This is a genomic window from Paraburkholderia sp. BR10936 (genome assembly GCF_040965735.1).
GTDB lineage: Bacteria > Pseudomonadota > Gammaproteobacteria > Burkholderiales > Burkholderiaceae > Paraburkholderia > Paraburkholderia nodosa_A.
Genome location: NZ_JBFRCM010000002.1, coordinates 641,196 through 666,632, shown reverse-complemented (window position 1 = coordinate 666,632; position 25,437 = coordinate 641,196). Strand labels below are relative to the sequence as shown.

Below are 25,437 nucleotides of genomic sequence, written 5' to 3'. Positions count from 1 at the left end.
TTCGACTTGCATGTGTAAGGCATGCCGCCAGCGTTCAATCTGAGCCAGGATCAAACTCTTCAGTTCAATACCTGTTACTGTTTTCGGTCTCTCTCGAGACCGGTCGCTCACTCAAAGCTGACAGGTTCTGAATAAATTCAAAAACCTGACTTACTTTAGTGTGAGACTCTTGATACTTTTGCCGCTCCCGATACCGCTCCGAAGAACACTATCGGGTCGCCACCGCATCAAGCGCCCACACTTATCGGCTGTAAATTTTTAAAGATCGATCGCGAAAGCGCCGTTAAAACTGCTCAACTACCGGCTTCTTTCTGCGTTGCTGCGTCAGCAGCAGAGAAACGAGATTATGAAGACTGTCTGGCGATCTGTCAACAGGTTTTTTTACTTCGTTCAACCTGCCGCTCAACTTCGAATCACCCGCAGACCCAGCCGCCACAAGGCTTTCGCCCCAGGCTTCCCGTCTCCCCGCGCCTTCATCGAAAGCGCGAAAGACCGGAATTCTAGTCACGCAGATGACATCTTGCAAGCGGTTTTTTGACTCGCGTGAAAATCGGAAAAGCGCGGGAGCGCAATCGCCTCAAACGTGGCGTTGCATGACGCGTTCGACGAGATGTAGATAGTGGTCGAGATCCGGCGTCGGTTTGCCCGCCACCTTCGCGAGATCGTCCCAGCGGCGCAGGCGCACCGCGTCTTCGGCGTGGGGGCGTGCAGCGAAATCGCGCGCCTCATCTTCATTGAAGATGCCACCCTGCAATTCGAGGCTGCGCACCGAGTCTGCGGAGAGGCAGCCGAAATACGCTTCATCGACGGCACAGAGGTAGCGCTTCGCATCCACATGCAGGCGGATAGGTTCCAGCACGCTATCGGGCAACACGGGCCGCAGGAACGGCAACGCATAGTACTGGTGCAGATCGTCGATGCCGCGTTCGGTCGGCGTTTCGCCCTGACGATTGAGCAGGTGACCCAGATCATGCAGGAACGCCGCGGCGGTCAGTTCTTCGGTCGCGCCATCTTCTTCTGCCAGCGCACCGCTTTGCAGCGCGTGTTCGAGTTGCGTGACCGGTTCGCCGCTATAGGCCAACGCACCATACGTCTCGAACAGCCCACGAATATCCGCGAGGCTCAGTGCCATCTTCTTCAACTCCTCTATGACGTGAATTCGGCGACGGCCCACACCTGAGCGCCGTCCATCGTTCCTTCCGCTCTCAGTCGCCGCAGGACTCGCGCATGCGCGTGGCCGATTCGTCGGCGTCGCGCGATGCGAGCGCGCTCAACAGCGCGCGATGCCCTGCATACGATGCATCCATTGCGCTGTGCGTCGGTGCTGCACGCTGCGAAGAGAGCCGCAATTCGCTCACGGTCCGCTCATAGGTCTCGCGCAGCCTGGCGTTGCCCGCCGCTGCCAAGAGCGACGCGCGAAACGCGTCGCGCGCTTGCAGAAACGCCTCACCCTTCTCGGCGACCACCGCGTCGCGCATCGCATTGAGATGCTCGCGCAACTCCGCGACCTGCGTCGCGTCGATGCGCGGCGCCAGCATCCGGCATGCCGCTTCGCGCAACGCTGCGCACACTACGCCCAGTTCCTGAGCCTCAGCCGCGCCGACACTGCGCACGAACACACCGCGATGTTTCTCGTTGCGCACGAGACCTGCCTGCTCCAGCGCGCGAAACGCTTCGCGCACCGGCCCGCGCGAGACGGCGAGGCGTGCCGCCCAGTCGGCTTCGTTGAGTTTGTCGCCGGGTGCGAGCACGCCCGCCGCGATGCGTCGCTCGATCTCGTCGCGCACCAGGGCAGTCAGCGAATGCTGGCGCACCATGGCAAGCGGCGTCATGTCGGACAATGCCTCAGGATCGCCCGCGTTGCCGCTACTCGCACGCTCATCGCTCATCGGATCTTGCATGCCCTGCCTTGGCCGTCTGTTGCGCGCCTGCGGCGCATCGAACCGCATGGCATCCATCCGCTCAGTCCGCTCGCCGGCGCGGCACACGCGCCGCGATCAGCAGCAGCGCCCCCAGCGAGACGAGCAACAAGACCAGTGATAGTGCCGATGCCGGCAGGTAATAACCACGCTCGACTGCGCCCACCACGACGATCGGCACCGTCGCAAACCCCGGCGGATACACCGTGAGCGTCGCGCCCAGTTCGCCCAGCGACAGCGCGAAGCCCAGCGCGAGACTCGCGCGGATGGCCGGCACGAGCTGCGGCAGCACCACGCGGCGCAGCACCATCGAAGGCGGCGCACCGAGACTCGCTGCCGCTTCGCGCAGCACGGTCAGCTCGGGACGCAGCGCGGCCGAAGCGCATCGATAGCAAAACGGCAGCACCAGAGCCAGCTGCACGAACACGACGATCGCAGCAGAACTCGACAGATCCACAGGCGCCTTGTGATAGGCGATCAACACTGCGAGGCCGAGCACCACGCTCGGCACGCCGTTGGGCACCATCGCGAGCGTGTCGACGACCGCGCCCAAACCGCGCCGGTCGCGTCCTTCGAGCGCGAGTGCGAGCCACAGACCCAGCGCGGTGCCGAGCACCGCCACGCCGAAGCCGACTTCGAGACTCGTTGCAAGCGCATCGAAGTCGGTAGAGCCGAGGCGCTCGAACCAGCGCGTGCTGAAACCGTCGGGCAAGATCGTGCCCGACCAGTGCGACGCGACGCTCGACAGCGCGACGACGATCACCGGCAACACGAAAAGCCAGAAGCACAGCAGCGCCGCGAAGCCAAGCAGTGTCGCGCTGGCAATGCGCGAGAAGAGGCTGCGCTCGACGGGCTGCGCGCGAAGATGCTTGGGCGGCAGCGCGATACGGTCGGAACCGGCGACGGGATTAGTTGACATTGCGCGCGCCTCCATGACTGCGTCGATTCACGCGCCGATACAGCGCATACAGGGAAAGCGACATCGCGAGCATGACCACGGCGCCTGCGGCGGCCGTCGGCAGATCGAGGTCGACCGTGGCCGAACTGTAGATCGCCACCGGCAGCGTGATGAGGTGCGCGCTGCCGAGCACGAGCAGAATGCCGAACTCGTTGAACGTCAGCAGAAAACACAGGATCGTGCCCGCCGCGATACCCGGCCACGCGAGCGGCAGGATCACGCGCAGGGCGACCATGCGGCTGTTCGCACCGAGACTGCGTGCGGCTTCGATCAGGCGCATGTCGAGCAGCGCGAACGCGGCGAGCGTCGGGCGCACGACGAACGGCGCGTAGAACACCACTTCCGCGAGCACTACCCCGCCGATGCCGAACAGGAAGTCGAGAGGCGGCGCCTGCAAATGAAAGAGCCGTTGCAGCCCGATGCTCACGGAGCCCTGCGAGCCGTACAGAAAGATCAGCGTGAACGCGACGAGAAACGACGGGAACGCCACGAACAGTTCCAGAAAACGCGTGACGAGCTGTGCGCCCGGAAACGGTTTGAAGAACAGCAGCGCGGCGAGCGCGACACCCAGCACGGAAGCCAGACCCGCACTCAGGAACAGGATCCACAGCGTCGTGGCGATCACGCCGCGCGAATCGGGATTGCCGAAGAACGTCTCGTACGCGTGGAAGCTCAAGCCATGCGCGCCAGAAAGACTCAGCAGCACGAGCCGCACGAGCGGATAGACGACCAGCGGCCCGAGCACGAACACGAGCAGAAACGCGATATGCCATTGCGCACGCCGTTCGCGGCGGCGCACGGCGGCCGCGTGCGCATCGGCGCCGGGCAGAGCCTGGGCGGAATCAGGGGTTGATAAGGACGACATCGTCAGCCTCGTAACGCAGGGACACACGCATGCCTTTCGCCGGCGTCATGCCGTGGCCGCGCTGCATGGTGACGAGCACCGGTTCGTTCGGCATCGCGTCGAGCAGCACCGGCACCGACAGCACCGAGCCATACCACTCGACCGATTCGATCGTGCCGTGCAGCGAGCCTTCGCCGAGCGGCACGATGCGCAGGCTTTCGGGACGCAGGCATGCGAGCTTGTCGCGCACGTCGTGACGCGCATCGCCCACCGGGAACGCGACGTTCGGTGGCAGCAGGTTCGCCGCGCCCAGATAACGGGCCACGTAGGCGTCGTTGGGCGTGTCGTAGAGTTCCTGCGGCGTGCCCAGCTGCGCGATGTGGCCATCGCGCATGAGCAGCGTACGGTCGGAGAGCACGAGCGCGTCGTCCTGATCGTGCGTCACACAGACGATCGTCAGGTCGGGCAGCCGCTCGTGCAGCGCCTTCAATTCGGAGCGCACCGAGGCGCGCAGATTGGCGTCGAGCGCCGAGAGCGGCTCGTCGAGCAGGAGCACGTCCGGCTCGATCACGAGCGCACGCGCGAGCGCCACGCGCTGCTGCATGCCGCCCGAGAGCTGCGCGGGCATGATGTGCCCCGCGTCGCCGAGCTGCACGAGCTTGAGCGCGTCGGCCACGCGCCGCGCGATGTCGCGCGACGGTACGCGGCGCGCCTTCAACCCGAACGCGACGTTCTCGAACACCGAGAGATGCGGAAAGAGCGCATAGCTTTGGAACAGCAAACCCAGGTTGCGCTGAAGCGGCGGCACATGGGTCAGATCGTGGCCCGCCACGGTGAGCGTGCCCGCGAGTCCGTCGGCTTCGATGAACCCCGCGATGAAACGCAGCAAGGTCGTCTTGCCGCAGCCGCTGCGGCCCAGCACGGTCAACAGTTCGCCGCGTCGGATCGTGAGCGACAGATCGTCGAGGACAGTACGCGCGCCGAAGCGCACGCTCAGGTGGTCGATCTGCACGCCCGCAGCGCCGGAGGCGTCCGTGGCGTCAGTCAGTCCGGACACATCCGGCAGCGCGCGGGCCATGCCGGCCGGCGCGAGGCTTGCGGTATTCACCGGGTTCATCTCCTATCGACCGGAGTGGGCGCTTTAACTGTCGACCAGAGTTGGCGCTTTAGCTGTCGACCAGAGTTGGCGCTTTAGCGCTTACTCTGGTCCCATGCAAAGCTCCTTACTCCGGTCCCATGCAAAGCGCCTGACTCTGGTCCTATGCAAAGCTGTCGATGGGACCTGGCGCGGAAGCACCAGGTCCCATCCCATACAAAATTACAAATTGCTGCTGCTTACTTCGGCTTCACGACTTCGAGCTGCTTGCCCGACGAGCCGATCACTTCGGTCTTCCAGCGCGTCGTCCAGTCGGCCTTCTTCGCCATCACCTGGTTCCAGTCCACCGGGATCAGCTTCACGCCCTGGATGGCCTGCTTGACGGCTTCGCCGTTCTTGCCCGTGAGCGCCACGTCGGTGCGGCCCGGAATACCGAAGATGTCCGGCACCTTCGACTGCACGTCCGTCGACATCAGGTAGTCGATCAGCTTCTTGCCTTCAGCCTGGTTCGGCCCGTTCTTGATCAGGCCGATAGCGTACGGCAGCTGGAACGTCGTGGGATGACCGCCAGCGTCGGCCGCGAGGAAAATCGGCTTGAGCGAGAGGCCGCCGTTGGCTGCGTCGTCGAGATCCATCTGCAGGTCGCCGTTGGCCACCGCGATTTCGTTGCGCGAGAGCAGCACGTCGAGGTAGCCCGTGCCCTTGGTGTGGAACTTCGCGCTCTGCTCGAGCTTCTTGAGGTAGTCGAACGCCTTGTCTTCGCCCATCAGCGAGGTCGTGAGGATGATCACGGCCATGCCGTCGCCAGCCGTGGCCGGGTTCGAGTACGCGACCTTGCCCGAGTAGTCCGGGTGCAGCAGGTCAGCAAACGTCTTCGGCTCGTTCTTCACGACATCGGGATTGATCGCGAACGAGAAGTAGTTGTTCACGAACGTCGCCCACGAACCGTCGGTCGCCTTCGCGATCGTCGGCACGTTCTTGTAGTTCACGCTCTGGTACGGCTGGAGCAGGCCGCTCTGCTGCGCCGTCTGGATGAACGGCGGCAGCGTGACGATCACGTCGGCCTTCGGCGAGTCCTTCTCGACGTTCGCGCGGTTCACCACTTCGCCGCTGCCCGCCGTGACGATGTTGACCTTGACGCCTTCCTTCTTCTCGAAGGCCGGCAGCACGTCCTTGTAGAGATTTTCGAGGCCGTCGGCCGTGTACAGCACGACGGCGTCGGCGGCATGCGCGCTCGCTGCAGCGCCCAGAAGCGCCGCGGCGGCCGCGATCGGCAGCAGCTTGCGTGCAAAACCCGCGCGATGGGAATTCGTGTGGTTCATGTCACTCTCCGAAGGCAAAACCAGGTGCTCGGGATACCCGATGCGTTTGTTGAATGGATCGAACTGAGCTGAACAATCCGAACTTCGGCGGACTGCGCCGCCTGTCATTGCCCGCCTCGCGGTGGTCTCGTATCGCGATTGCAGATTGTCTACAATCCGACACTTTCCACCTGAACCAGCCGGCCAAGCGAAGCCGCGGAATTGCCGCTCGCCTCGCTGACCGGCCCATCTGGACGGGCCCCGCAAGAATCACAGGTTTTGATGACACGCGCATGACGATTGTGGCGTTTGTCAAAAAATTCCACAATTCGCCAATATTCGACAAGCCACATAGGCGTGCTGATTCTGCCGGGAAGGTGCTGACGGCAGCCATGCAGGCGTGTAGACGGGCAAGCGCAGCGCGCGCCACGCCGCGCCGCAGGGAGAGTCAGGCGATGACGAGTTCGGGCCCACGCGCCGTAATCGCGCGCGCGATGCTCTTTTCGGGCGCAAGCTCGGTGATGACATAGCGTGCCTGCTCGAAGCCGTTGATGCGCACGGGCGTGACGCGCCCGAACTTCGAATGGTCGGCGACGACGATCGCGCAGGCCGTCGCCGCGAGCATGCGGCTGCGTACCTCGGCGACCATGCGCGAGTAGTCGGTGAGCCAGCCGTCGGCGGTGATGCCGCCCGCGCCGACGAACGCGAAATCGGCGTGGTATTGGGCAAGCTGCTGCACGGTGTCGAGGCCGAAGGTGGCTTCCTCGTGGTCGGACAGCTCGCCGCCCAGCAGCGTGACGCGGTTCTCGTTGCGGCGGCCGAGCAACAGCGCGATGCGCCAGTCGTTGGTATACACCGTGAGCCGATGGCGGTCCGTGAGCGCGCGCGCGAGCGCATGCGTGGTGCTGCCCGAATCGATGATGACCGAGGCGCCGTCGGGCACGAACTCCGCCGCACGTTCGCCGATTGCGCGCTTGGCGCTCGCGTTGGCGGCTTCGCGCACGTCGAGATCGGGCTCCCGGCGGTCGCTCGAGAGCGCGCCGCCGTGGGTCGTGACGAGCAGCCCTCGCTCTGCGAGCGTATTGAGGTCGCGCCGGATCGTCTCGCGCGAGACGCGCAGTTCGCGCACGAGATCCGCCACGGAAAGCGCGCCTGTCCGGTTCACTTGCGAGAGGATGTATTGGTGACGTTGTTCTGCGAGCATCTCGGTGGGCGCGGGGTAGTGCGTGGAAATAACGCTGGGAATGATGTGAGTCCGACGTGAATGCGGAAAAGCCGCCGTATTGTATTACGCATGCGCAGAACGAGACTGCCCTGCCATCGCATCCCCATCCCTGCTAATCTCGTGGGGACCGCGCGCTCACGCGATGACCCTTGAAATTCATGCGTTCACGACTTCGTCAATTGCGTCTGCTGTTTTGTGCACTGCGTTATGGCTTCAGGCTGATCTGGCTCGCCGCGCCCGAGCATCACAAGCTGCACTGGTTCCTCACGCTCGCCTCGAACCTGCACGGCGACCCGCGCCTTGCCTCGCGCCTGCACGGTTCGCTGCCGCGTCTCGCGCCGCTTGCCGCGGCCTTCGCGCAAACGCTCGCCACACGCCCCGAACTCGCGGGCGCGACCTTGCACGACGCGATCGACGCCATCGAGCATTTCGAAGAGCCCCTCGCGGGCGAGGCGCTCGATACCACGCTGCGCGCCGCGCTCGGCAAGCCGCCCCAAACGGTGTTCACGTGGATCGACCCCAAGCCGGCCCATAACGGCTGGTGCGAGCAGACGCACATCGCGCGGCTCGCGCTGCCGGTGAACGGCCACCAGACGATCACGCTGCGCGTGCTGCGCGCCAAACAGGTTCAGGAAGTCGACGACGACGCCGCGCTCCTGTGCGCCGTGGCCCGCTGGATAGAGCGCTTTTCGCGCGCCGCGCGCAAGCTGCAGTTGCACACGCTCGCGCAGGCGCTGCGCGACGACCTGCAGCACCGCTTCGACCTGCGCGCCCAGGCCGCGAACCTGAGCCAGAGCGGCCACCAGCTTGGCGACGATCCGCGCATCGTCGTGCCGGACGTGATCTGGGACCTCTGCACCCCCCAGACGATCGCGGTGCAGCACATCGACACCGTGCGCGCGACCGACATCGCCGGGCTTGCCGAACACCACATCAACGTCACGCAGGTGGCGGCCCATCTGATCGAAGTGGTCACGCGCCAGGCGTTCGAGCACGGGTTCTTCCATGCGGCCCTCGACGCCAGCCGGGTCGCGGTGAGCGTCGAACCCGAGACGCGCGGCCGCCTCGTGCTCGCGGGTGCGGCGCTGATGACGAGCCTTTCTTCGCCTGAACGCGAATTCTTCGTGCACGGTGCGACCGCGTTGTTCGAACAGGACTACGGCCGGCTCGCCACGCTGCATCACGTGGCCGGTCATGTGCCCACGCATGCACGCACCGAGCAGATCGAGGCCGAATTGCGCACGCGCAGCGAAGCGCATTTCGCGAGCGACACCGACGAGCGCAGCGCGGGTGCGCTGTTCCATCATCTGCTGCATTCGGTGCAGCCGTTCGGAGGTGAAGTCTCGCCGCGCCTCGTGGCGGCGCAGCGCGCGTTCGGCCAGGCCGAGCAGCTGGCCCGCTCGATTCATCCGGGCGTCGACGCGTGGGGCATCGCACGGCACACGCTCGCCGACATCGCGCGGCGAGATCTCGGCCACCAGGGCTGGATCCGGCGACTCTCGCAGGAGTTGCCCCATCTTGCGCAAATCGCCCCGCGCGTGCCGCAGATGGTGTTCCGCTTCCTCGAGCATCAAGCGAAGGGCGGACACGGTCCCGCCGCGGGACAGGCCGCGCAGCAGGCCGCCTTGCTCGATGCCTGGCGCCGCGAGCATCGGCGCACGCGCGCGCTGCTGCTCGCCTGCGCGCTCTGCGGCGGCTTGATCGGCGTGACCGCGGTATTGTTTGGAAGCTAGCGGCCGCTAGTGTTTCCGCCTTGACGTCGTTTGCATTGGCTGGCGCGGCACGGGCTAGGCAGTTAGTTGCATTCAACTCATCTAGCGGCGCCGGCCCGGACCAGTGCAGTCCTGAACAAGACCGCCACCCGCACGTTGCGCGATACTCCGAGCCTTTCGTGTTTCTCCGCGCGCGGCGTCAGCGCGCGTCCACTTCGACACCGATGCTCGCCACCTTCGCACCCACCCTTTTCGTCTTCCTGTGGTCGACGGGTTTCGTCGTCGCGCGCGCCATTGCGCCCTACGCCGATCCCAACCTGTTCCTGCTCGCGCGCTTCGCAGGCACGGCGGCGCTGTTCACGATCGTCGCGCTGGTCATGCGCGCGCCCTGGCCGCGCGGACGCGAAATCGGCAAGCATCTCTTCGCCGGCGCGCTCCTGCAGGGCGTCTATCTGGGCGCGGGCTACTGGGCGGTCGCGCAAGGTTTGAGCGCGGGCGTGATGGCGCTCCTCGGCGCGCTCCAGCCGCTCCTGACGGCCGCCATCGCGGCACGCACGTTCGGCGAGCGCCTGCCGCCGCTGCGCTGGACCGGCATGTCGCTCGGGCTCGCCGGCGTCGTGCTCGTGCTGAGCCCGAAGCTGTACGCCGCGATGCACGCAGGCGGCGGCGCGATCGCGGACGCCGCTGCCGCGACCGCGCCCATGCACGCTCATGCGAATCCGCTGCTCGTGGTGGTGGTCGCGGTGGTATCGGTCGGATCGATCACGGCGGGAACGCTCTATCAGAAGACGTCGCTCGCGCAAGCCGACATCCGCAGCGCGAGCGCCGTGCAGAATCTGGGCGCGGCGATCGTCGCCGCCGTGCTCGCGCTCGTGCTCGGCGAGACGCGCTGGATCGCCACGCCGACCCTGTGGTTCTCGCTGGCGTGGGGCATCGCGATGCTCTCGGGCGTGGGCGTGACGCTGCTCGTATGGATGGTGCGCCACGGCGACGCCGCCCGCGCCACGGCGCTGCTCTTTCTCGCGCCGCCGCTTGCGGCGCTCGAAAGCTGGCTGCTGTTCGGCGAAACGCTCACGCCCGTGCAAATGGCGGGCTTCGGCGTCGCGCTAGCGGGCGTGCTGCTCGCGCGGCGCGCGTAGCGCATGCGCTGGCGCGACCGCCCGGATGACACGCTTAGTCAGCGGTGTCGGCGCCGGCCGGCACCTTCGCACGCGCCTTGCCGCCGGGTGCGGGCGACCACGCCGGACGCGTCTTGCGCTCCGAATCGACCACGACGACGAAGCGTCCCGCCCACGGTGTGATCTCGCGGTCCGAGTGGAGCACCCAGAGCGACTTGCCCGCATCGACCAGCGCCTGGTATTCGGCGTCGATGATGCCGTAGTGGTCGATGAACGCGTTGAGCGTCGCGGGTATCCGCACGCAGCCCTTCGAGTGGCGGATGCCGAGCAGCGGCTCGAGGCGGTCGGGGTCGGTGGCGTGCATCTGGAAGCGCATCTGCGAATAACCGCCCTTGCCCCAGCCGCGTTCGCCGTCCACCCAGCCGAAGTCATAGATGCGCATGTCGCGCCGGCCATAGCCGCGGATGTTGTTCTGGTTCATGGTGCCTTCCGCGCGGAAGTCCATGTTCAGCGGCGTGTGCTCGAACACGCCGAGCGGCGTGAGGAAGTGGTCATACTCGCCGGGGCGTCCCGTCGCGACCGGCGACGCGCCGATCATGAGCCACGGCTCGTCGGGCATCGCGCGGAAGTAGATGAAGAGCGCCTGCACATTCGCGCTGCGATCGACGAGGATAACGAACTCGCCCGCCAGCGCGCCGAGGTTCTTCTCGTCGAGCGCAGCCTGCAGGCGCTGGCCGTAGGCGCGCTGCTCGGCCAGCGGCACATGCAGCCGCCGGTTGACGTCGCGCGCGAAGCGCTTGCGCATTTCGAGCGCGCCGCGGGTTTCCTCTGCGGCTTCCTCCGGCGTGAGCATCCGGTGAACGGGCAGCACCAGCGCGGGAGGCGCGGAAGCGGCCAACGCGGCCGAGGCCGCGGAAGCCGGCTGTGCCGACGAAGCGGCAGACGCACTCGAAACGCCCGAGGCCGCCGAAACAGGCTCGGGCGTGGAAGCAGCGGAAGCTGCCGACGCCGCTGTGGCAACCGGCCGAGCCGCCGGCGCGCCCGAAGCAGCCGATGCAACGGATGCGCCCGAAGCGGCCGGCTTCGACGCCGATTGCGCCGGCGCGCTGCGCACGGTGCCCGAGGTAACGTGAGCGCCGGAAGCCGTCTCGGCATCGGAGGCGTAAGCGGCGCTTGCCGCCCACGAAGCGCAAGACAAGGTGCAGAGTACGGTCGCTATTGCGCGGCGCGCCGGCGCGCCCAACCACCGCGTTCTATGATGGGGAAGTTTCGGGGCGTCGCCCCGGACGCCACCGCGTACGCGAGCGCCCATGCGCCGCGAAAAATTGTCGTTCATCGTGAGTCCGGCCGATTGTGCGTCTTGTCTGAAGTCGGATACGTCGGGCGCCGTGCCATGCGGCGTCGCTGACAGCGCCACGACCACCCGACATTAGACCAGACAACGCAGACTGCGCGCGTATGTCGCGTGCGCAGCCAATTGAGGAACCGCTCATGCTCCCCCAATCGGACGCCAACCCGGAAGCCGATCGCCTCGCCCGCCAGCACCGCATCATCGCCGAGCTGAACGTCGCCGCACACTTCGACGCACATGCCGAAATCGAGCAGCGCGTGCGCTTTCTCGGGCAGCGCCTCCTGGCGAGCGGGCTGCACACGCTCGTGCTGGGCATCAGCGGCGGCATCGACTCCGCGACGGCGGGGCGCCTCGCGCAACTGAGCGTGGAAAGGCTGCGCGCGCAGGGCCAGACGTCGGCACGTTTCATCGCGATGCGTCTGCCCTACGGCACCCAGCGCGACGAAGCGGACGCCGCCGCCGCGCTCGCCTTCATCGCGGCGGACGATATTCTGACCGTCGACATGCGCCCCGCCGCCGACGCGATGCTCGCCTCGCTCGCGGCAAGCGGCCTCGCCTTCGCCGACGGAAGCGAGCAGGACAAGCTCCACGGCAACATCAAGGCGCGCGAGCGGATGATCGCGCAGTACGCGGTGGCCGGCGCGCGAGCGGGACTGGTGATCGGCACGGATCACGCGGCGGAATCGCTAATGGGCTTTTTCACGAAGTTCGGCGACGGCGGCGCCGACGTGCTGCCCCTCGCGGGCCTGAACAAGCGCCGCGTGCGCGCGCTCGCGCGGGCGCTGGGCGTCCCGGCCACGCTGGTGGAGAAAACGCCAACTGCAGATCTGGAAACGTTGCGCCCGCTGCATCCTGACGAAGACGCCTACGGGATCGGCTACGACGAGATCGACGACTTTCTGGAAGGTAAGCCGGTGAGCGAACGCACGTACGAGACGATCTTTCGCTTTTACGAGTCGACGCGCCACAAGCGGGCGTTGCCCTATACACCGTACGACCGCGCCGACGACGGCCGCTGAAGCGCGGCGCGAACGGCTCAGTTGCGTTGCGGCGGCTCTTCGTCTTCGAACGGCGGCGCGCTCACCCTCAGCGCAACGCCTGCGAGGCGACGGGACTGAAGCTCGCGCGCCACGGCATCGGCCACGTAGGGCACTTCGGAATCGAGTTCGACGTCCGCGTGCGCGTTGGGCGTGCCCGCGTCATAAACGGTAATGCCCTTGGCGTACTTGCCGAGTTCGCGCTCGAAAAAGCTGCGCACGTCCTGCTCGCTGCAGGTTTCGGGAACATTCCAGACGGTCAGATGCATGACGGCCTACCTCGCGGGATTTTCGGACCCGACGTGCAGCGTTTAGCGGAACCGGCGCGGTTGCGTCGCGCGTACGCGCACGGGCTGCAGGCTCGCACGAGCGCGAGCACGGGTCCACGCCACCTGGCCCAGCACGGCAGCGACGCCAAGCAATAAAAGGCTGGACGTAAGCATTGTTGTGACTCCCTGTTGTTGATGAATGTCAGCATAGTCGCATTTGCTGAGCGGTGCGCTGCGGCATATTGTCTGGCGCCAGATGGCTAACCGTTGCCGCCCGATTGTCTGCTGCCCATGTGTGCTCTGGCCGCAATCAGCGTGCCCGAGGGAGGAAAAGTGCGCGCGAAACTGCGCTTCAGGACCCGTCGTCGCGGCTTGCCGAGGTCGTTTCGTCTGCCGACCCGCCGCACTCCATGCGGGTGAGGCGATCGTACTGGTGCACCCAGTTGCCGGTGATCGCGGCCTGCGCCTGGGCCAGGGTCATGCGCCCCGCGCACACGCAACGCTTCAGGCGCACCGTGAGCAGCGACTTGCGGCGCTCGCCGGCGTGGCCGCCCCATGGGATGAGGTCGAAGTTGGCGGTGGCGTCCGGCGACCCGCCGAGGACGATCGGCACGTGCCGGTCGAGCGCGTAGCCCACACCGTCGTCGGCGTCGATGCCGCGCGCCGCGAGCATGCGATCCTTCAGTGCCATGGTCTCGTCGAACGGCGGCGCCACGGTGTCGGCGTAGCCCGGACGGCAGATCGTGTCCGTCACCGATTCCTGTGTGACGCGCGTATCGAGTAGCCGAGGATCCTGCGCGAATGCGGACTGTGCCGCGCTGCCAGTCGCGAGCGCCAGCAGCGAAACACGCAACACTCGCGCGCGCCAGTGCGACGCGCCAGTGCGACAAACACTGCCTTCTGCCATGCGGCGCGCGATGCGGCGTATTGCTGCCTTTTCTGCGTTCATGGTTGATCGCATCGTGCAGCACGATGCGCAATGGATGGTTGGTGCCGGGCTATTAAACCACAATCAAATATTGTCAGGGCAATTGCGCACATCGGCCCGTGGGCATGCTGTTCCGCACATCGCGCGCCAGCCCCCAGCGCCTCGCCGCAAGCGCTCGCAACCTCGAGGTTTGACAAGGAATTTTTGCTCTGTAATCCCAGGTAATCCATGCGCCCGCCCAGATGCCTGGCCGTCGCGCTCATGCTGGCCATTTGGCCGATGGCAGCACGCGACGCGATAGCGCATAATGGGCCGCCCGGTCAGCTCCAAAGCGGAGCGTATCGCGCGCATTCGAAGAAACGAGGAAACCCCATGTCCATTTCCATGTATCAAGCATCGGTGCCCGTGCTCGTGCGCGGCCTCACCAATCTGCAAAACATCATCGGCAAGGCGCAGGCGCACGCGGCGGAAAAGCAGATCGACCCCTCCGTGCTGACGGGCGCGCGGCTCTTCCCCGACATGCTGCCGCTCATGCGTCAGATCCACATCGCCACCGACACCGCAAAGGGCTGCGCGGCGCGCCTCGCCGGTGTGGATGCCCCGAAATTCGAGGACGTCGAGGTCACCTTCGACGAATTGCACGCCCGTATCCAGAAGACCATCGAGTATCTGAACACGTTCAAGCCGGAGCAGATCGACGGCACGGAAGCGCGCAGCATTACGCTCAAGATGCGCAGTGGCCCGATCGAGTTCACGGGCCAGAGCTATCTGCTGGGCTTCGTGCTGCCCAACTTCTTCTTCCATGTCACCACGGCCTACGACATCCTGCGTCACAACGGCGTGGAACTCGGCAAGCTCGACTATCTTGGCGGGCGCTAACGCGCGCCGCGAAACACGAGCAATAAAAAAAGCGTGCGGCGCCTCGCGCGCCGCACGCCTTCTTGCAACCGCCTTTGCCGGCGGCGGCTTCAATCGAGCGAAAGCCGCAGCGCGAAGCCGATCAACGCGGACGAAAACGCCCACTTCTGGACCGTCTGCGCGAGCGGATTGCCGCGCAGCCACACCGCGATGCGCGCGGCGCCCAGCACATAGATCACGTCGAAGAGCGCGCACACGGCAACCAGCAGCACGCCCAGCACCGACACCTGCAGCCAGACCGAGCCCGCCTCCGGTCGGATGAACTGCGGCAGCAGCACCGAGCAGAACAGTAACGCCTTGGGGTTCAGCAGGTTCGTGAGCAGGCCCTTGGCGAAATCGGCGCGGCGCGGCCGCCCCACCGCCCCGCCCTCGTGTTCGGGCATCGCGAACGCCGGCGCGCGGAAGATCTGCACGGCGATCCACGTGAGATACGCTGCCCCCACGTAGCGCACGACTTCATAAAGCCACGGCGCGTTGCGCAGCAAGGCGGCGAGACCACAGGCCGACAGCGTCACGTGGGTCGCGCGCGCGAGCCCCAGGCCGCAGGCCGCCGCGAAGCCGCTGCGCGTGCCGCGGCTCATGCTGGTCTGCATCACGAGCGCCATGTCGGCGCCGGGCAGCGCGCAGACGATAATCAGCGCGACAATGAACATCAACAGCAGGTGGGCGGAAATCATGGTGGGCTCGCGTGAAAGAGGCTCTATCTTGCCGCTACACGCAGAGCGATTTCTGGCGATTTTCATACCACTTTCGCCAGATATTGGTGGAATGCGCTAAGATTTCGGAATCTGCACCAGAATTCCCCAGCCATCATGAGCGACCTCGACAAACTCGACCGGGCGATCCTCGGCGCGCTGCAAACCGATGGGCGCATGCCGAACGCACGCCTCGCCGAAACGGTGGGCCTGAGCGAAACGCCGTGCGCGCGGCGCCTCAAACGCCTCGAGCAGGAGGGCTATATCGAGCGTTACCGGGCCGTGCTGTCGCGCCGCGCGCTCGGCTATGGCGTGGTGGGATTCGTCTCGGTGCGCTTCGCCGTGCACGACCGCGCGCTCGCCGACCGCTTCGAGCGCGAGGTGCTGGCGATCGAACGCATTCTGTCGTGCCACAACGTATCCGGCACGGCGGACTATATTTTGCAGGTGGTGGCCCGCGATCTCGACGACTATGGCACCTTCATGCGCGACCAGCTGCGCAGCTTGCCCGGTGTCACCTCGGTCGAATCGGCGCTGTCGCTGCGCGAAGTGAAGGCCGAGGGCGGACTGCCCCTGCCCTGAACGCACCCAACCCATTCACGCAATAACGGAGCTTTCGATGACCCCAGAACAGGCACGAGCCGAAGAAGCCGCCGCCATGGAGCGCGTCCTGACCGCGACCCAGCGCGTCAAGTCGGCGTTCACCTCGCTGCAATCGCAGTTTCCGCCGGAAGGCGACGGCAAGCCGTCGCAGTTCGCACTGCAGACCTTCGACATGGCGCTCCAGGAACTGGAAGACGCCCAGGCCGCCTTCGACGAGATGCTCAACGATCTTTTCGACGGCGAACGCTGAGCTTGCCCGCGTTTGCTGCGCGCCCGGCGAAAGACCCGCTAGCGCGTCGCGGCTGCGGCACGCTCCCGGACAAACGCCGCGATCCGCTCGCAGGCCTCGACGAGCCTCGCTTCGTCCACGACGAAACCCAGCCGCACATAGCCGTTTGCGGTCTCTCCGAACGCGCTCGCGTCGAGCACGGAAACCTTCTGCGCTTCGAACAGCTGCCAGGTGAACGCGTGCGTGTCGAGGCCTGTGCCGCGGATGTCGATCATCATGAACATGCCCGCTTCCGGCAACAGGCACTCGAGCCCCGGCACGCCCGCCAGCCGCGAGTAGACGATGTCGCGCCGGCGGCGATAGATCTCGCGCATTTCGGCGACGATCTGCGCGCGGTTGTCGAGCGCCGTGATCGCCGCCTCCTGGATGAAACCGGGCAACCCGTAGAGCATGCAGAGCGCGAGCCGCGCCAGATGCGCAATCATCGTTTCCGGCGCGATCACCCAGCCGAGGCGCCAGCCCGGCATGGCATGCGACTTCGAGAGACTGCCGAGCGTGACCGTGCGCTCCGCCATGCCGTCGAGCGCGGCGATGCTGACGTGCTCGCGCTCGAACGTGAGGTCGGCGTAGACCTCGTCGGAGAGCACCCACAGGTCGTGCCGCTTCGCCAGTTGCGCGACGCGTTCGAGGTGCGCGCGCGGCATCACCGCGCCGGTGGGGTTGCACGGCGTCGCGAAGAAGATCGCGCGCGTGCGCGGCGTGACCGCTGCATCGAGCGCGTCACAGTCGAGATGAAAACCGTTTCCGGGATCGACGGGCACCGGCACGAGCGTTGCGCCCGAGGCGCGGATCGCGGCCTCGTAGGTCAGGTACATCGGCTCGGGCACGAGCACTTCGTCGCCGACCTCCAGCAAACAGAGCGACGATGCGAACAAGCCGTTCTGCGCGCCCGCGCAGAGAATCACGTTGTGCGCCCCGACCACGCGCCCGCTTTGCTGCGTATGCTCGCGAGCAATTGCTTCGCGCAGCGGCTCGCGGCCCATGATGGCCGAGTAGTGCGTATCGCCTTCGCGCAGCGCGGCCACGGCGCGCTCGACGATGGGCGCGGGCGTGCCGAAGTCCGGGTCGCCCACGCTCAGCACGATCACGTCCTCGCCACGCGCAGCGGCCTGCACCGCTGCGTGATGGATCTCCCACGCTGTCGTGCGACGGCCCTGCAACCGCTCGACCAGATTCGAATACTTCATCTTTCGCAACTCTCCCGAACATGCGGCGCGCCTCGCGCGCCATGGCGTTCAAACCGTTCCCGTTGATGCGTGTGTGCAACGATACCAAGGAACGATGCCGCTGAGAAATGTCGATGCGCTCGTGCGCGCATCCAACGTGGTGTTAGTATTTCCAGCCTGTTGGATGATCTTTTGCCGGCAAACCCGGCACGCAGCTCCATGTCCTCACCCTACGAAGTCCCGGCGCTCCGGCGCATACACGATATTCTCGACGTGCTGGCGCACGCTCAAGGCCCGATGCGCGCGGCGGCAATCGCGCAGGCCACCGGCCTCTCGCGCAGCACGCTCTACCTGATGCTCGACTCGCTCGAGCGCCGCCGCTGGATCGAAAAGCGCGCCGACGGCTATATCGTCGGTCTCACGTTGTTCGAGCTAGGCAGCGCTTACGTGCGGCACGATCGGCTCCAGGAAGTATTCCGCCAGGAAGCGACCGTTTTCGTCGCGACGCATAACGAAGTGGTTCAGCTTGCGGTGCTGGACGGCGCGGAGGTCGTGTATCTCGCGCGCGAGGACCCCGCGCGACCCGTGCGCCTCGTCTCCGATCTCGGCTCGCGGCTGCCCGCGCACTGCAGCGCGCTGGGCAAGGCGCTGCTCGCCAGTCTTTCCGATGATGAGGTCAACGCCATCCTGCCGCGCCAGCTGCCCGCTGTAACGGCCAACACCATCACGCGCAAACAGGACCTCATTGCGGCGCTCGCGGCGATACGGCGCTCGGGCCTCGCGCACGAGCGGGAAGAAGTGACGGCGGGCATCGCGTGCTTCGCGGCGTTCGTCGGCGTGACGGCGCTCGGCAAGCGTGTGGCGGTCAGCGCGAGCCTGCCGCTGGAGCGGCTGGACGCGCGGCGCGAAAAACGGCTCGCCATCGCGGTGGTCGAGATGGCGCAGCGCATCGCCAAGGGACTTTAACGACGCGAGCGCTTGAGCACGCTCGCGTCGCGTGCTCAAGCGCTCTCGCGCGGCATGACGGCGTACTGGATGCGTGTCTTCAAGGGATGCGACGCACTCGAGCCGTCCGCTGCCGCGAGGGCCGCGACGATCGCCTCGCCGGTGCGCTGACCAATGCCGTAGGCATCGACCGAGATCGTGGTGATCGCCGGATGGCAGCACGCCGCGATCTCGAAGTTACCGAAGCCGGCAACCGCCATATCGCGGGGCACGCTGAGGCCGCGCCGCTGGCACTCCATGATCGCGCCGAACGCCGACATGTCGCTCACGCACATCACGGCCTGGGTGTCGGGCCAGCGCTCGAGCAGTTCCGCCATGGCGGGTGCGCCGTGGCTCATCGTGACCGGCGAGTCGCCGAGTTGCACGACGCGGTGCCTTTCGAACCCGAGCGCCTTCATCTCCATCTGAAAGCCCTTGAGGCGGTCGAGGCCGCGCCGGTCCAGGTCGCCCGCGCCGCCAAGAAAGCCGATGCGGCGATGACCTTTGTCCGCGAGATAGCGCACCATCTCGCGCGCGGCGCTCACGTTGGAAAAGCCCACGGCCATGTCGATCGGCTCCGTCGGCAGGTCCCACATTTCGACGACCGGTACGCCCGAGCGCTGCAGCAGCGTGCGCGTGGCGTCCGTATGCTGCGCGCCCGTGAGCGCGATGCAGCGCGGCTGGTGGCGCAGCATCTGGCGCACGAGACGCTCCTCGCGATCGAGGAAGTAGTCGGTGTCGCCGATCAGCAGTTCGAGCCCTTGCGGTTCGAGCACGGCGGTCAGGCCGCTCACAGTGTCCGAGAAGTTGGAGCTGGAAAGCGACGGCACGAGCACGGCGACGAACGACGAGCGTCCCGAGGAAAGCGCGCCGGCGGCCGCGTCGGCCACGTAGCCCAACTCGTCGATGGCGCGCTGCACGCGCTCGCGGGTCGCCTCCGACGCGCTGCGCCCTGCCATCACGCGGGACACCGTCATCTTCGAAACGCCCGCGAGACGAGCGACATCGGACATGCGGGGCGGCGTGGGTTTCGGAGCGCTGGTTTTGGACATCGCGGCTGGGCGGCAAAATAAAAAGAACGCATATCATAACGGCTGCGCCCTTCTTTTCCTCGTTTCGCCCCTTTGCATGCCATCGCCTTCGTAGGCGTTCATTTAATTCGCCATCCTTATCTTCACCGAAATCGCGGCGCAGGCGAACGCCGTTCGATTCGGGAATCCAGGAATTCGGTCACAATCGGTGACGGGCGCCAGAGAATACGCACGCCTGCGCAGACACCCCGCCGCCCACCCACGAGCCAGGAGGAAACTTGCCATGTCAGGACCCGCCCGCACCATCGCCGAGAAACGCGCCGAGTTTCGTGCGCTGCACGCCGCCGGTTGCTTCGTGCTGCCGAACCCGTGGGACGTGGGCAGCGCGCGTTATCTCCAGAGTCTCGGCTTCAAGGCGCTCGCGACTACAAGTTCCGGGTTCGCCTGGTCGCGCGGCCACGCCGACAACACCTTGCCGCGCGACGCGATCCTCGCGCACCTGCGTGAGATCGTCGCGGCAACCGACCTGCCCGTGAACGCCGACTTCGAAAGCGGCTTTGGCGCCGATCCCGCAGGCGTCGAAGCAAGCGTCGGCCTCGCCGTCGAGACCGGCGTCGCCGGGCTTTCCGTGGAAGATTCAACTGGCGACGACGCAGCGCCGCTGCTGCCGATCGAGATCGCCGTCGAGCGCATGCGGGCGGCGCGGCGCGCCATCGACGCGCGTAGCGGCGACACCGTGCTCGTCGGCCGCGCGGAGAACTTCGTGGCGGGCGTGCCCGATCTCGACGACGCCATCGCTCGCCTGCGGGCGTACGCGCAGGCAGGCGCGGATTGCCTCTATGCGCCCGGCATCCAGACACGCGAGCAGATCGTGGCCGTCGTCACCGCTGTCGCGCCGAAGCCGGTGAACGTGCTGATCGGCGCGAAGTCGGCCTTCACGCTCGACGATCTCGCCGCGCTGGGCGTGCGCCGTGTGAGCGTGGGCGGCGCGCTCGCCCGCACCGCATGGGGCGGCTTCATGCACGCGGCGCAACGGCTCACCGAAGGGCGTTTCGACGGCTTCGAAGGCGCGGCCCCCGGCGCGACGCTCAATGCCGTCTTCCGTAGCGAGAGCTAATCACGCTATGTGCGTTCGGTGCGCGGCTTGCGCGCCGAACGACGAACGAGCGGGGACGCAGGCGCCCGCGCGCCGGCGACGCGGCCCGCTTCGCCAAAGCACGCCAGCGCCCACGCCACGAACGCGCGCTGCTTGGGAGCCTGCGCGCGGCGATCCGCGTAAAGCAGATGCATGGGCCGTACCGGCGCGGCATACGCCTCGAGCAGCGGCACGAGCCGCCCCGCCGCCACCGAAGGCGCGAGGTTCGGCTCGCCCGCCAGCACGATTCCCACTCCCGCCTCCGCCGCCGAGACCAACGCGCGGGTGTCGTTGCTGCGCAGCTGGCCGCGCGGCTCGACTTCGATCTGCGTGTCGCCGTCCTTGAAGATCCACGTTTGGGGCGCCGGAAAGCTGTCGAATGCGTAATCGAGGCACACGTGCTGCGCGAGTTCGCGCGGATGCGCCGGCGTTCCGTGCGCGGCGAGATAGGCCGGCGCGGCACACGGCACGAGCCGATAGGGCGCGAGCGGCCGCGCGACCAGTTGCGAGTCGGGCAGCGCGCCGATACGAAACGCGACATCGAAACCATCTTGCAAGAGGTCGAATTGCCGGTCGCTCAGCACGAGATCGACTTTCACGTCCGGGCAATCCGAGAGAAAAGCCTTGATTTCATGCGCAAGCCGGAAAGCGCCGAACGAGACGGGCGCCGTCACGCGCAGCGTGCCTTGCGGGTGGCCGGTCTGCGCGAGCGCGACGGCCTCCGCGGCGGCCGCCTCTTCGAGCACACGGCGGCAGGCTTCGAAATAGGCGCGGCCGGCCTCTGTGAGCGCGTGCTTGCGCGTCGAGCGCTGCAGCAGCCGCACGCCTAGCGTCTTTTCCAGCGCGTCGACATGCTTGCCCGCCATTTGCGGCGTCATCGCGAGCATGCGTGCCGCCGCCGTGAACGAACCGGATTCGGCGGTCTTCACGAACACGGTCATGCTGGTCAATTTGTCCACGATTGGAAATCTAACGTTTCAAGTGTTTCACCGGGGTGTCCGATTATCGCATGACAGTTTCGGCGCTACGCTGGAGGCTCCATTGCAAACCACGGGGCTTCCCATGAACGAACATCGATTGGCTGTCGGCATTCTCGGCGCGGGCGAGATCGGCTCGACGCTGGGCAAACTGCTCGCGCAGGCGGGGCATGAGGTGATGCTCTCGTCGCGTCATCCCGAGGCGCGCGCGGAAGAGGCGGCGGCGCTCGGCTGCAGGATCGGCACGCTGGAGCAAGCCGCGTCGTTCGGCGAGATCGTGATCGCGGCGCTGCCGCTGGCCGCGCTCGGCGAGATACCGGCCAAAACGCTCGCGGGCAAAGTCGTCATCGACACCATGAACTACTATCCGGCCCGCGACGGTGCCATTGCCGCGTTCGACGAACACCGCGAGGCGACGAGCGAACGCGTTGCGCAGCAGTTGAATGGCGCACGGGTGGTCAAGGCGTTCAGTGCGATTCTTGCGTACGACCTGCCGCGCGAAGAGCGGCCGCCTGTTGAAGGCGGACGGCGCGCGCTACCCGTCGCGGCAGACGACGAAGCGGCGAAGGCGCTCGTGGCCGCGCTGCACACACAGCTCGATTTCGATGTGCTCGACGCAGGTTCGCTTGCCGACAGCTGGCGTTTCGAGCGCGCGAAACCGGCCTATTGCATTCCGCTTAACCAGACGCAACTGCGCGCCGCGCTCACCGCGGCCGAGCGAGACAAGGAACTGCCACATGGCTCGTGGCGCCGCAAACCGCGACAGGATTGACGTTCACCGATACCGGGGAAATCGCCTGGCATACCGAATCAAACAGCACGAAGCCAACGCGGCCAGGCACCCGGATGCGGTCTAGCATAAGCAGGGAGGGAGTTGCGCGCGGGCCAGAACGGCCCGGCGAGCGCCGCGGGATACAGCGGCGCGAAATGACGAGGCGCAGCGGCGCTTAGCCGTTGCGCCCGGCAAGCTGTGCTTAGTCGTAGTGACGGTGCTTGTGGTGCTTGCCGTGATAGCCGCGCGAATAGTCGTCGGCGTACGAGTTCGATCGCGAGACATTGCCGCCGAGCGCCGAACCCGCGCCGCCGCCCACGGCCGCGCCGATCAGGCCGCCGGTGCGGCCGCCCATGGCATTGCCCGCGGCAGTGCCAGCGCCGCCGCCGAGCGCGCCGCCGATGATGGCGCCCGTGCGTTCGCGACGATTCGAGGTGACTGCGCCACCCGCGCCGCCGCCCACCGCGCCGCCGATCACCGCGCCGGTGCTGCCGCCCACGGCGCCGCCCAGAGCCGCGCCGGCGACGCCGCCCAGCGCGCCACCCAGTGCGTTGTTCATATCGCCGGCGAGCGCCGGCAGCGAGGCTGCAGCAGTCAGCGCAGCAACGGCAACCATCTGGATGATTTTCTTCGACATAGTTGTTCTCTTACGTTTTTGAGACGGAACCGAGTATAGCGGCCAACGTGAAAGGGCTTTGTAACGCCGGAGGCCAAGCGCCGTAAGAGGTGTAACAAAATGGTCTTCTTCGGGTCGCGCCCCGAAAACGCGTCGCGACGCCGCTCAATCCAGTCTGAACACCTTGACCGCGCTGGCGAGCAAGGCCGTCTGGCGATGCTGCTGCTCGACCTGCTCCACCGTGTCGGCGACATGCGCCGCGTTTTCTCGTATCGCCGCGTCGATGTGGGCGATGTTCTCGCCCAGCTGGTCGATGCCCGCGCGCTGCGCGCCGGTGGCCGTCGCCATTTCGTGAACGATGGCCGACAGACGCGTGACGCTTTCGAGCACCTCGCCCACCGTATTGCCCGCGCTTTCGACGAGACCGTTGCCCGTGCGTGCGCGCTCGACCGACTCCCCGATCAGCGCCCGGATCTCCTTCGCAGCCGAGGCGCTGCGCTGGGCCAGCGTGCGGACCTCCTCCGCCACCACGCCGAATCCCCGCCCCTGATCGCCCGCGCGCGCGGCCTCGACCGACGCGTTGAGCGCTAGAATGTTGGTCTGGAACGCGATGCCGTCGATCACGCCGATGATGTCGGTAATGCGTTCGCACGAACGATAAATGTCGCCCATCGTATCGATCACCGCCTTGATCGCCCCGCGCCCCTGGGTCGCGACTTCGCTCGCGGAGCCCGCCAGCTCGCTCGCCGCCATTGCGTGATCGACGCTCTCATGCACGCTTTGCTTGAGCTGCTCCATCGCCGCGACCATGCCTTCCAGAGAATGGCGCTGTTGCTCGGTCCGCTCGGAAAGGACGGCGTTACGCGCGCTGGTTCCTGCTACGGACTCCGAAACTTCACTCACGCTGTCGCGCACCTGCAGCAGCGTTTTACGCACGGCAGCGAGCGTGGCGTGGAATGCCCCGGCCACATCGCTCGCGGGCCGGCTCGTTTGCTCGCCCAGCGTGATGTAACCCGAGGCCTGGCCGATCCCCTCCGACATGGCCGCGAGTTCGCCCGCGATGTTTGCGTCGCGCTCCTGGCGCGCCGAAATCGCCGCGATGAACAAGGTTTGCAGCCAGAGAAACGCCCAGTGCTGCGCCACGACGTCGAAGCCCGTCTGCGAATAGACCCTGACCGGCCAGCCCCAAGCCTGAAAATAGTTGAACGCGAGTTGCTGGATGGAGATGAAGCCGGTAGCGAGCAGCACCACCTGCACGTCGCGATAGGCGAGCAGCAGCGAGAGCAGGATGAACACGACGAAGTGAAACTCGTCCTGCCCGCCTCCCACGTCGATCAGTAGGGCCGCGCCGCCCATGAAGGTGAGCGCGGAACCCATTCTGGTGATCTTGAGCCCCGGCAACGCAAGCGCGAGCGCCGTGGAAACGAGCGCTAGCGGCAACCCGACGACGAGCACGGGCGTGAGCGCGTCGAAGTGCAAGCCGATCCCCAAGGCGCCCGCCAGAAGAATCCAGTTGACCAGCGCGCAAGCCCTGTCGGCTCGTTTGCGCGCGTTCATGAGCGGGCTTTCGACGGCCGCTACCCGTCGAGCGGCATTGGCTGGGGCGTAGGCCTCGCCAAACGGGGCTTCTGCGAAATTGCTGGGCATGGAATTCTCGACTCCTGATTGACAATGCAACTTATGGCCAGAGTGAGGCAGACAGGCCGAATCACATTACGCAGTTATCGGCAGGCGTACCGGCAGCTAGATAAGGGAAATCCATTGAGGAATTATGGTTGACTTATCATCCAATGTCATTTTGACGCCAGCCGTTGTAACGGGACCTAACAAAACTGCATCGCCCGGGGATGTTCCGCAGTGCTGTTTTTGTGGCAGGCTAGGTCAATTCGATCGCGAAAAGGCCCTCTACCATGTCCCGAAGCCCGCAATCCGTTTCTGCGTTGTCGTTCGCACGTCCCACCTATGGCTTGACGCTGCGCGTGCTGCACTGGCTGAGCGCGCTATGCATGTTCGTAGTGATCCCGGTGGCGTGGTACATGACGACGATGGACCGTCATGACCCGTCGCACGGCAGCTGGGTGAATTTCCACAAATCGATTGGCCTGACCGTCCTGCTGCTCACGCTGATCCGCGTGGTGACGCGGCTTGCGGGCAATGCGCCGCCGCTGCCGCAACGCATTCCGGCGTTCGAGCAGAAGCTCGCGCATATCGGCCATGGCCTGCTGTATCTGATTCTCTTTGCCATGCCGATCAGTGGATATATCAACTCGTATGGCGGCGGCCATCCGGTGAACTGGTTCTGGCTGTATCAGGTCCCCGCCGTCGTGCCGGCAGACAAGGCGCTCGGCCATCTCGGCTCGAAGATCCACTATTGGCTGGCGTACCTGACGTACGTACTGATCGCCGGGCACGTGCTCGCGGTGATCTACCATCAACTGGTGCAGCGCGTGGACATCCTGGGACGCATGACGGGGCGCGCGGGCAAGCGCTGAG

General features: G+C 66.1%; 26 protein-coding genes and 1 rRNA gene. 10 read left to right on the top strand and 17 right to left on the bottom strand.

The genetic code is table 11. The features are described from left to right. The 8 genes from AB4Y36_RS06515 to AB4Y36_RS06480 all read right to left on the bottom strand — a co-directional run. Positions 1 to 66 (bottom strand): 16S ribosomal RNA (locus tag AB4Y36_RS06515); the annotation flags it as partial. A gap of 511 nt (positions 67 to 577) precedes the next feature. Further along, positions 578 to 1,132 carry a phosphonate degradation HD-domain oxygenase gene (locus AB4Y36_RS06510; RefSeq protein WP_368682582.1) on the bottom strand — a complete coding sequence of 185 codons (555 nt, stop codon included), beginning with the start codon at positions 1,130 to 1,132 and terminating at the stop codon, positions 578 to 580. Between the two features lie 73 nt (positions 1,133 to 1,205). After that, the gene (locus AB4Y36_RS06505) at positions 1,206 to 1,889 is read right to left on the bottom strand and encodes a GntR family transcriptional regulator (RefSeq protein ID WP_368682581.1); all 684 of its coding nucleotides are present in this window, start codon (positions 1,887 to 1,889) and stop codon (positions 1,206 to 1,208) included. 73 nt (positions 1,890 to 1,962) lie between these two features. Then, positions 1,963 to 2,838, bottom strand: a complete 876-nt coding sequence (gene phnV / locus AB4Y36_RS06500; RefSeq protein WP_069261818.1) for a 2-aminoethylphosphonate ABC transport system, membrane component PhnV — start codon at positions 2,836 to 2,838, stop codon at positions 1,963 to 1,965. Next, the gene (locus AB4Y36_RS06495; protein WP_069261817.1) at positions 2,828 to 3,742 is read right to left on the bottom strand and encodes a 2-aminoethylphosphonate ABC transporter permease subunit; all 915 of its coding nucleotides are present in this window, start codon (positions 3,740 to 3,742) and stop codon (positions 2,828 to 2,830) included. The genes phnV and AB4Y36_RS06495 overlap by 11 nt, the downstream gene beginning before the upstream one ends. Continuing rightward, a complete protein-coding gene (phnT, locus tag AB4Y36_RS06490) occupies positions 3,720 to 4,838 on the bottom strand; it encodes a 2-aminoethylphosphonate ABC transport system ATP-binding subunit PhnT (protein ID WP_368682580.1) in 1,119 nt (372 codons plus the stop codon). The genes AB4Y36_RS06495 and phnT overlap by 23 nt, the downstream gene beginning before the upstream one ends. A gap of 218 nt (positions 4,839 to 5,056) precedes the next feature. Then, positions 5,057 to 6,139 (bottom strand): 2-aminoethylphosphonate ABC transporter substrate-binding protein, encoded by a 1,083-nt coding sequence (gene phnS, locus AB4Y36_RS06485; RefSeq protein ID WP_368682579.1) that lies wholly within the window; start codon positions 6,137 to 6,139, stop codon positions 5,057 to 5,059. Between the two features lie 427 nt (positions 6,140 to 6,566). After that, entirely contained in the window at positions 6,567 to 7,322 is a 756-nt protein-coding gene (locus tag AB4Y36_RS06480) for a DeoR/GlpR family DNA-binding transcription regulator (RefSeq protein WP_069261815.1), read from the bottom strand. Between the two features lie 179 nt (positions 7,323 to 7,501). Between AB4Y36_RS06480 and AB4Y36_RS06475 the strand changes: the two genes are divergently transcribed. Together AB4Y36_RS06475 and AB4Y36_RS06470 are read left to right on the top strand one after the other, a co-directional pair. Next, complete coding sequence (locus AB4Y36_RS06475) at positions 7,502 to 9,076, top strand: ABC1 kinase family protein (protein WP_368682578.1); 1,575 nt, start codon at positions 7,502 to 7,504, stop codon at positions 9,074 to 9,076. A gap of 203 nt (positions 9,077 to 9,279) precedes the next feature. Beyond that, a complete protein-coding gene (locus tag AB4Y36_RS06470) occupies positions 9,280 to 10,194 on the top strand; it encodes a DMT family transporter (RefSeq protein ID WP_342947156.1) in 915 nt (304 codons plus the stop codon). Positions 10,195 to 10,228: 34 nt separating this feature from the next. Here AB4Y36_RS06470 and AB4Y36_RS06465 read toward each other — a convergent pair whose 3' ends face one another. Next, entirely contained in the window at positions 10,229 to 11,371 is a 1,143-nt protein-coding gene (locus AB4Y36_RS06465; protein ID WP_368682577.1) for a L,D-transpeptidase, read from the bottom strand. 293 nt (positions 11,372 to 11,664) lie between these two features. Between AB4Y36_RS06465 and nadE the strand changes: the two genes are divergently transcribed. Next, positions 11,665 to 12,543 (top strand): ammonia-dependent NAD(+) synthetase, encoded by an 879-nt coding sequence (nadE, locus tag AB4Y36_RS06460; protein ID WP_368682576.1) that lies wholly within the window; start codon positions 11,665 to 11,667, stop codon positions 12,541 to 12,543. Positions 12,544 to 12,560: 17 nt separating this feature from the next. Here nadE and AB4Y36_RS06455 read toward each other — a convergent pair whose 3' ends face one another. Both AB4Y36_RS06455 and AB4Y36_RS06450 read right to left on the bottom strand, forming a co-directional pair. Then, complete coding sequence (locus AB4Y36_RS06455; protein WP_069261810.1) at positions 12,561 to 12,830, bottom strand: RNA-binding protein; 270 nt, start codon at positions 12,828 to 12,830, stop codon at positions 12,561 to 12,563. 352 nt (positions 12,831 to 13,182) lie between these two features. Beyond that, positions 13,183 to 13,779 (bottom strand): hypothetical protein, encoded by a 597-nt coding sequence (locus AB4Y36_RS06450; protein WP_368607022.1) that lies wholly within the window; start codon positions 13,777 to 13,779, stop codon positions 13,183 to 13,185. A gap of 351 nt (positions 13,780 to 14,130) precedes the next feature. Here AB4Y36_RS06450 and AB4Y36_RS06445 point away from each other — a divergent pair, with 351 nt between their 5' ends. Continuing rightward, a complete protein-coding gene (locus AB4Y36_RS06445; RefSeq protein ID WP_368616703.1) occupies positions 14,131 to 14,637 on the top strand; it encodes a DUF1993 family protein in 507 nt (168 codons plus the stop codon). 89 nt (positions 14,638 to 14,726) lie between these two features. Here AB4Y36_RS06445 and AB4Y36_RS06440 read toward each other — a convergent pair whose 3' ends face one another. After that, a complete protein-coding gene (locus AB4Y36_RS06440) occupies positions 14,727 to 15,353 on the bottom strand; it encodes a LysE family translocator (protein ID WP_368682575.1) in 627 nt (208 codons plus the stop codon). A gap of 135 nt (positions 15,354 to 15,488) precedes the next feature. Between AB4Y36_RS06440 and AB4Y36_RS06435 the strand changes: the two genes are divergently transcribed. Beyond that, entirely contained in the window at positions 15,489 to 15,953 is a 465-nt protein-coding gene (locus AB4Y36_RS06435; RefSeq protein WP_069261807.1) for an Lrp/AsnC family transcriptional regulator, read from the top strand. A gap of 37 nt (positions 15,954 to 15,990) precedes the next feature. After that, positions 15,991 to 16,224, top strand: coding sequence for a hypothetical protein (locus AB4Y36_RS06430; RefSeq protein WP_069261806.1), 234 nt, complete (start codon positions 15,991 to 15,993; stop codon positions 16,222 to 16,224). Positions 16,225 to 16,262: 38 nt separating this feature from the next. On the opposite strand, the gene AB4Y36_RS06425 is transcribed toward AB4Y36_RS06430, so the two are convergent. Next, positions 16,263 to 17,450, bottom strand: coding sequence for a pyridoxal phosphate-dependent aminotransferase (locus AB4Y36_RS06425; RefSeq protein ID WP_368607023.1), 1,188 nt, complete (start codon positions 17,448 to 17,450; stop codon positions 16,263 to 16,265). Positions 17,451 to 17,648: 198 nt separating this feature from the next. Between AB4Y36_RS06425 and AB4Y36_RS06420 the strand changes: the two genes are divergently transcribed. Further along, entirely contained in the window at positions 17,649 to 18,395 is a 747-nt protein-coding gene (locus tag AB4Y36_RS06420; protein WP_069261804.1) for an IclR family transcriptional regulator, read from the top strand. Positions 18,396 to 18,430: 35 nt separating this feature from the next. Here AB4Y36_RS06420 and AB4Y36_RS06415 read toward each other — a convergent pair whose 3' ends face one another. Then, positions 18,431 to 19,426: a LacI family DNA-binding transcriptional regulator gene (locus AB4Y36_RS06415; RefSeq protein WP_342946670.1), complete on the bottom strand. Its 996-nt coding sequence runs from the start codon at positions 19,424 to 19,426 to the stop codon at positions 18,431 to 18,433. 301 nt (positions 19,427 to 19,727) lie between these two features. Here AB4Y36_RS06415 and AB4Y36_RS06410 point away from each other — a divergent pair, with 301 nt between their 5' ends. Next, on the top strand, positions 19,728 to 20,561 hold the full coding sequence (locus AB4Y36_RS06410) for an oxaloacetate decarboxylase (RefSeq protein ID WP_368682574.1): 834 nt from the start codon (positions 19,728 to 19,730) through the stop codon (positions 20,559 to 20,561). Positions 20,562 to 20,566: 5 nt separating this feature from the next. Here the strand turns inward: AB4Y36_RS06410 and AB4Y36_RS06405 are convergent, their stop codons facing one another. Further along, positions 20,567 to 21,538: a LysR family transcriptional regulator gene (locus AB4Y36_RS06405; protein WP_368682573.1), complete on the bottom strand. Its 972-nt coding sequence runs from the start codon at positions 21,536 to 21,538 to the stop codon at positions 20,567 to 20,569. Positions 21,539 to 21,641: 103 nt separating this feature from the next. Here AB4Y36_RS06405 and AB4Y36_RS06400 point away from each other — a divergent pair, with 103 nt between their 5' ends. Beyond that, on the top strand, positions 21,642 to 22,328 hold the full coding sequence (locus AB4Y36_RS06400; RefSeq protein WP_368682572.1) for an NADPH-dependent F420 reductase: 687 nt from the start codon (positions 21,642 to 21,644) through the stop codon (positions 22,326 to 22,328). Positions 22,329 to 22,530: 202 nt separating this feature from the next. On the opposite strand, the gene AB4Y36_RS06395 is transcribed toward AB4Y36_RS06400, so the two are convergent. Then, positions 22,531 to 22,965, bottom strand: coding sequence for a hypothetical protein (locus AB4Y36_RS06395; RefSeq protein ID WP_069261799.1), 435 nt, complete (start codon positions 22,963 to 22,965; stop codon positions 22,531 to 22,533). Between the two features lie 144 nt (positions 22,966 to 23,109). Next, positions 23,110 to 24,591 (bottom strand): methyl-accepting chemotaxis protein, encoded by a 1,482-nt coding sequence (locus tag AB4Y36_RS06390; RefSeq protein ID WP_083245010.1) that lies wholly within the window; start codon positions 24,589 to 24,591, stop codon positions 23,110 to 23,112. Positions 24,592 to 24,854: 263 nt separating this feature from the next. On the opposite strand from AB4Y36_RS06390, the gene AB4Y36_RS06385 reads away from it, so the two are divergent. Beyond that, positions 24,855 to 25,436 carry a cytochrome b gene (locus tag AB4Y36_RS06385; RefSeq protein ID WP_083245009.1) on the top strand — a complete coding sequence of 194 codons (582 nt, stop codon included), beginning with the start codon at positions 24,855 to 24,857 and terminating at the stop codon, positions 25,434 to 25,436. Position 25,437 lies beyond the last annotated feature (1 nt).

Bases quoted from the DNA above. Each gene is read 5' to 3' on its own strand.
- phnT (WP_368682580.1), bottom strand. From the start codon at position 4,838: ATGAACCCGGTGAATACCGCAAGCCTCGCGCCGGCCGGCATGGCCCGC.
- phnS (WP_368682579.1), bottom strand. From the start codon at position 6,139: ATGAACCACACGAATTCCCATCGCGCGGGTTTTGCACGCAAGCTGCTG.
- AB4Y36_RS06445 (WP_368616703.1), top strand. From the start codon at position 14,131: ATGTCCATTTCCATGTATCAAGCATCGGTGCCCGTGCTCGTGCGCGGC.
- AB4Y36_RS06495 (WP_069261817.1), bottom strand. From the start codon at position 3,742: ATGTCGTCCTTATCAACCCCTGATTCCGCCCAGGCTCTGCCCGGCGCC.
- phnV (WP_069261818.1), bottom strand. From the start codon at position 2,838: ATGTCAACTAATCCCGTCGCCGGTTCCGACCGTATCGCGCTGCCGCCC.
- AB4Y36_RS06385 (WP_083245009.1), top strand. From the start codon at position 24,855: ATGTCCCGAAGCCCGCAATCCGTTTCTGCGTTGTCGTTCGCACGTCCC.
- AB4Y36_RS06470 (WP_342947156.1), top strand. From the start codon at position 9,280: ATGCTCGCCACCTTCGCACCCACCCTTTTCGTCTTCCTGTGGTCGACG.
- AB4Y36_RS06440 (WP_368682575.1), bottom strand. From the start codon at position 15,353: ATGATTTCCGCCCACCTGCTGTTGATGTTCATTGTCGCGCTGATTATC.
- AB4Y36_RS06410 (WP_368682574.1), top strand. From the start codon at position 19,728: ATGTCAGGACCCGCCCGCACCATCGCCGAGAAACGCGCCGAGTTTCGT.
- AB4Y36_RS06395 (WP_069261799.1), bottom strand. From the start codon at position 22,965: ATGTCGAAGAAAATCATCCAGATGGTTGCCGTTGCTGCGCTGACTGCT.
- AB4Y36_RS06420 (WP_069261804.1), top strand. From the start codon at position 17,649: ATGTCCTCACCCTACGAAGTCCCGGCGCTCCGGCGCATACACGATATT.
- AB4Y36_RS06400 (WP_368682572.1), top strand. From the start codon at position 21,642: ATGAACGAACATCGATTGGCTGTCGGCATTCTCGGCGCGGGCGAGATC.
- AB4Y36_RS06510 (WP_368682582.1), bottom strand. From the start codon at position 1,132: ATGGCACTGAGCCTCGCGGATATTCGTGGGCTGTTCGAGACGTATGGT.
- AB4Y36_RS06435 (WP_069261807.1), top strand. From the start codon at position 15,489: ATGAGCGACCTCGACAAACTCGACCGGGCGATCCTCGGCGCGCTGCAA.
- AB4Y36_RS06430 (WP_069261806.1), top strand. From the start codon at position 15,991: ATGACCCCAGAACAGGCACGAGCCGAAGAAGCCGCCGCCATGGAGCGC.
- AB4Y36_RS06415 (WP_342946670.1), bottom strand. From the start codon at position 19,426: ATGTCCGATGTCGCTCGTCTCGCGGGCGTTTCGAAGATGACGGTGTCC.
- AB4Y36_RS06480 (WP_069261815.1), bottom strand. From the start codon at position 7,322: ATGCTCGCAGAACAACGTCACCAATACATCCTCTCGCAAGTGAACCGG.
- AB4Y36_RS06450 (WP_368607022.1), bottom strand. From the start codon at position 13,779: ATGAACGCAGAAAAGGCAGCAATACGCCGCATCGCGCGCCGCATGGCA.
- AB4Y36_RS06455 (WP_069261810.1), bottom strand. From the start codon at position 12,830: ATGCATCTGACCGTCTGGAATGTTCCCGAAACCTGCAGCGAGCAGGAC.
- AB4Y36_RS06390 (WP_083245010.1), bottom strand. From the start codon at position 24,591: ATGCCCAGCAATTTCGCAGAAGCCCCGTTTGGCGAGGCCTACGCCCCA.
- AB4Y36_RS06475 (WP_368682578.1), top strand. From the start codon at position 7,502: ATGCGTTCACGACTTCGTCAATTGCGTCTGCTGTTTTGTGCACTGCGT.
- nadE (WP_368682576.1), top strand. From the start codon at position 11,665: ATGCTCCCCCAATCGGACGCCAACCCGGAAGCCGATCGCCTCGCCCGC.
- AB4Y36_RS06505 (WP_368682581.1), bottom strand. From the start codon at position 1,889: ATGAGCGATGAGCGTGCGAGTAGCGGCAACGCGGGCGATCCTGAGGCA.
- AB4Y36_RS06425 (WP_368607023.1), bottom strand. From the start codon at position 17,450: ATGAAGTATTCGAATCTGGTCGAGCGGTTGCAGGGCCGTCGCACGACA.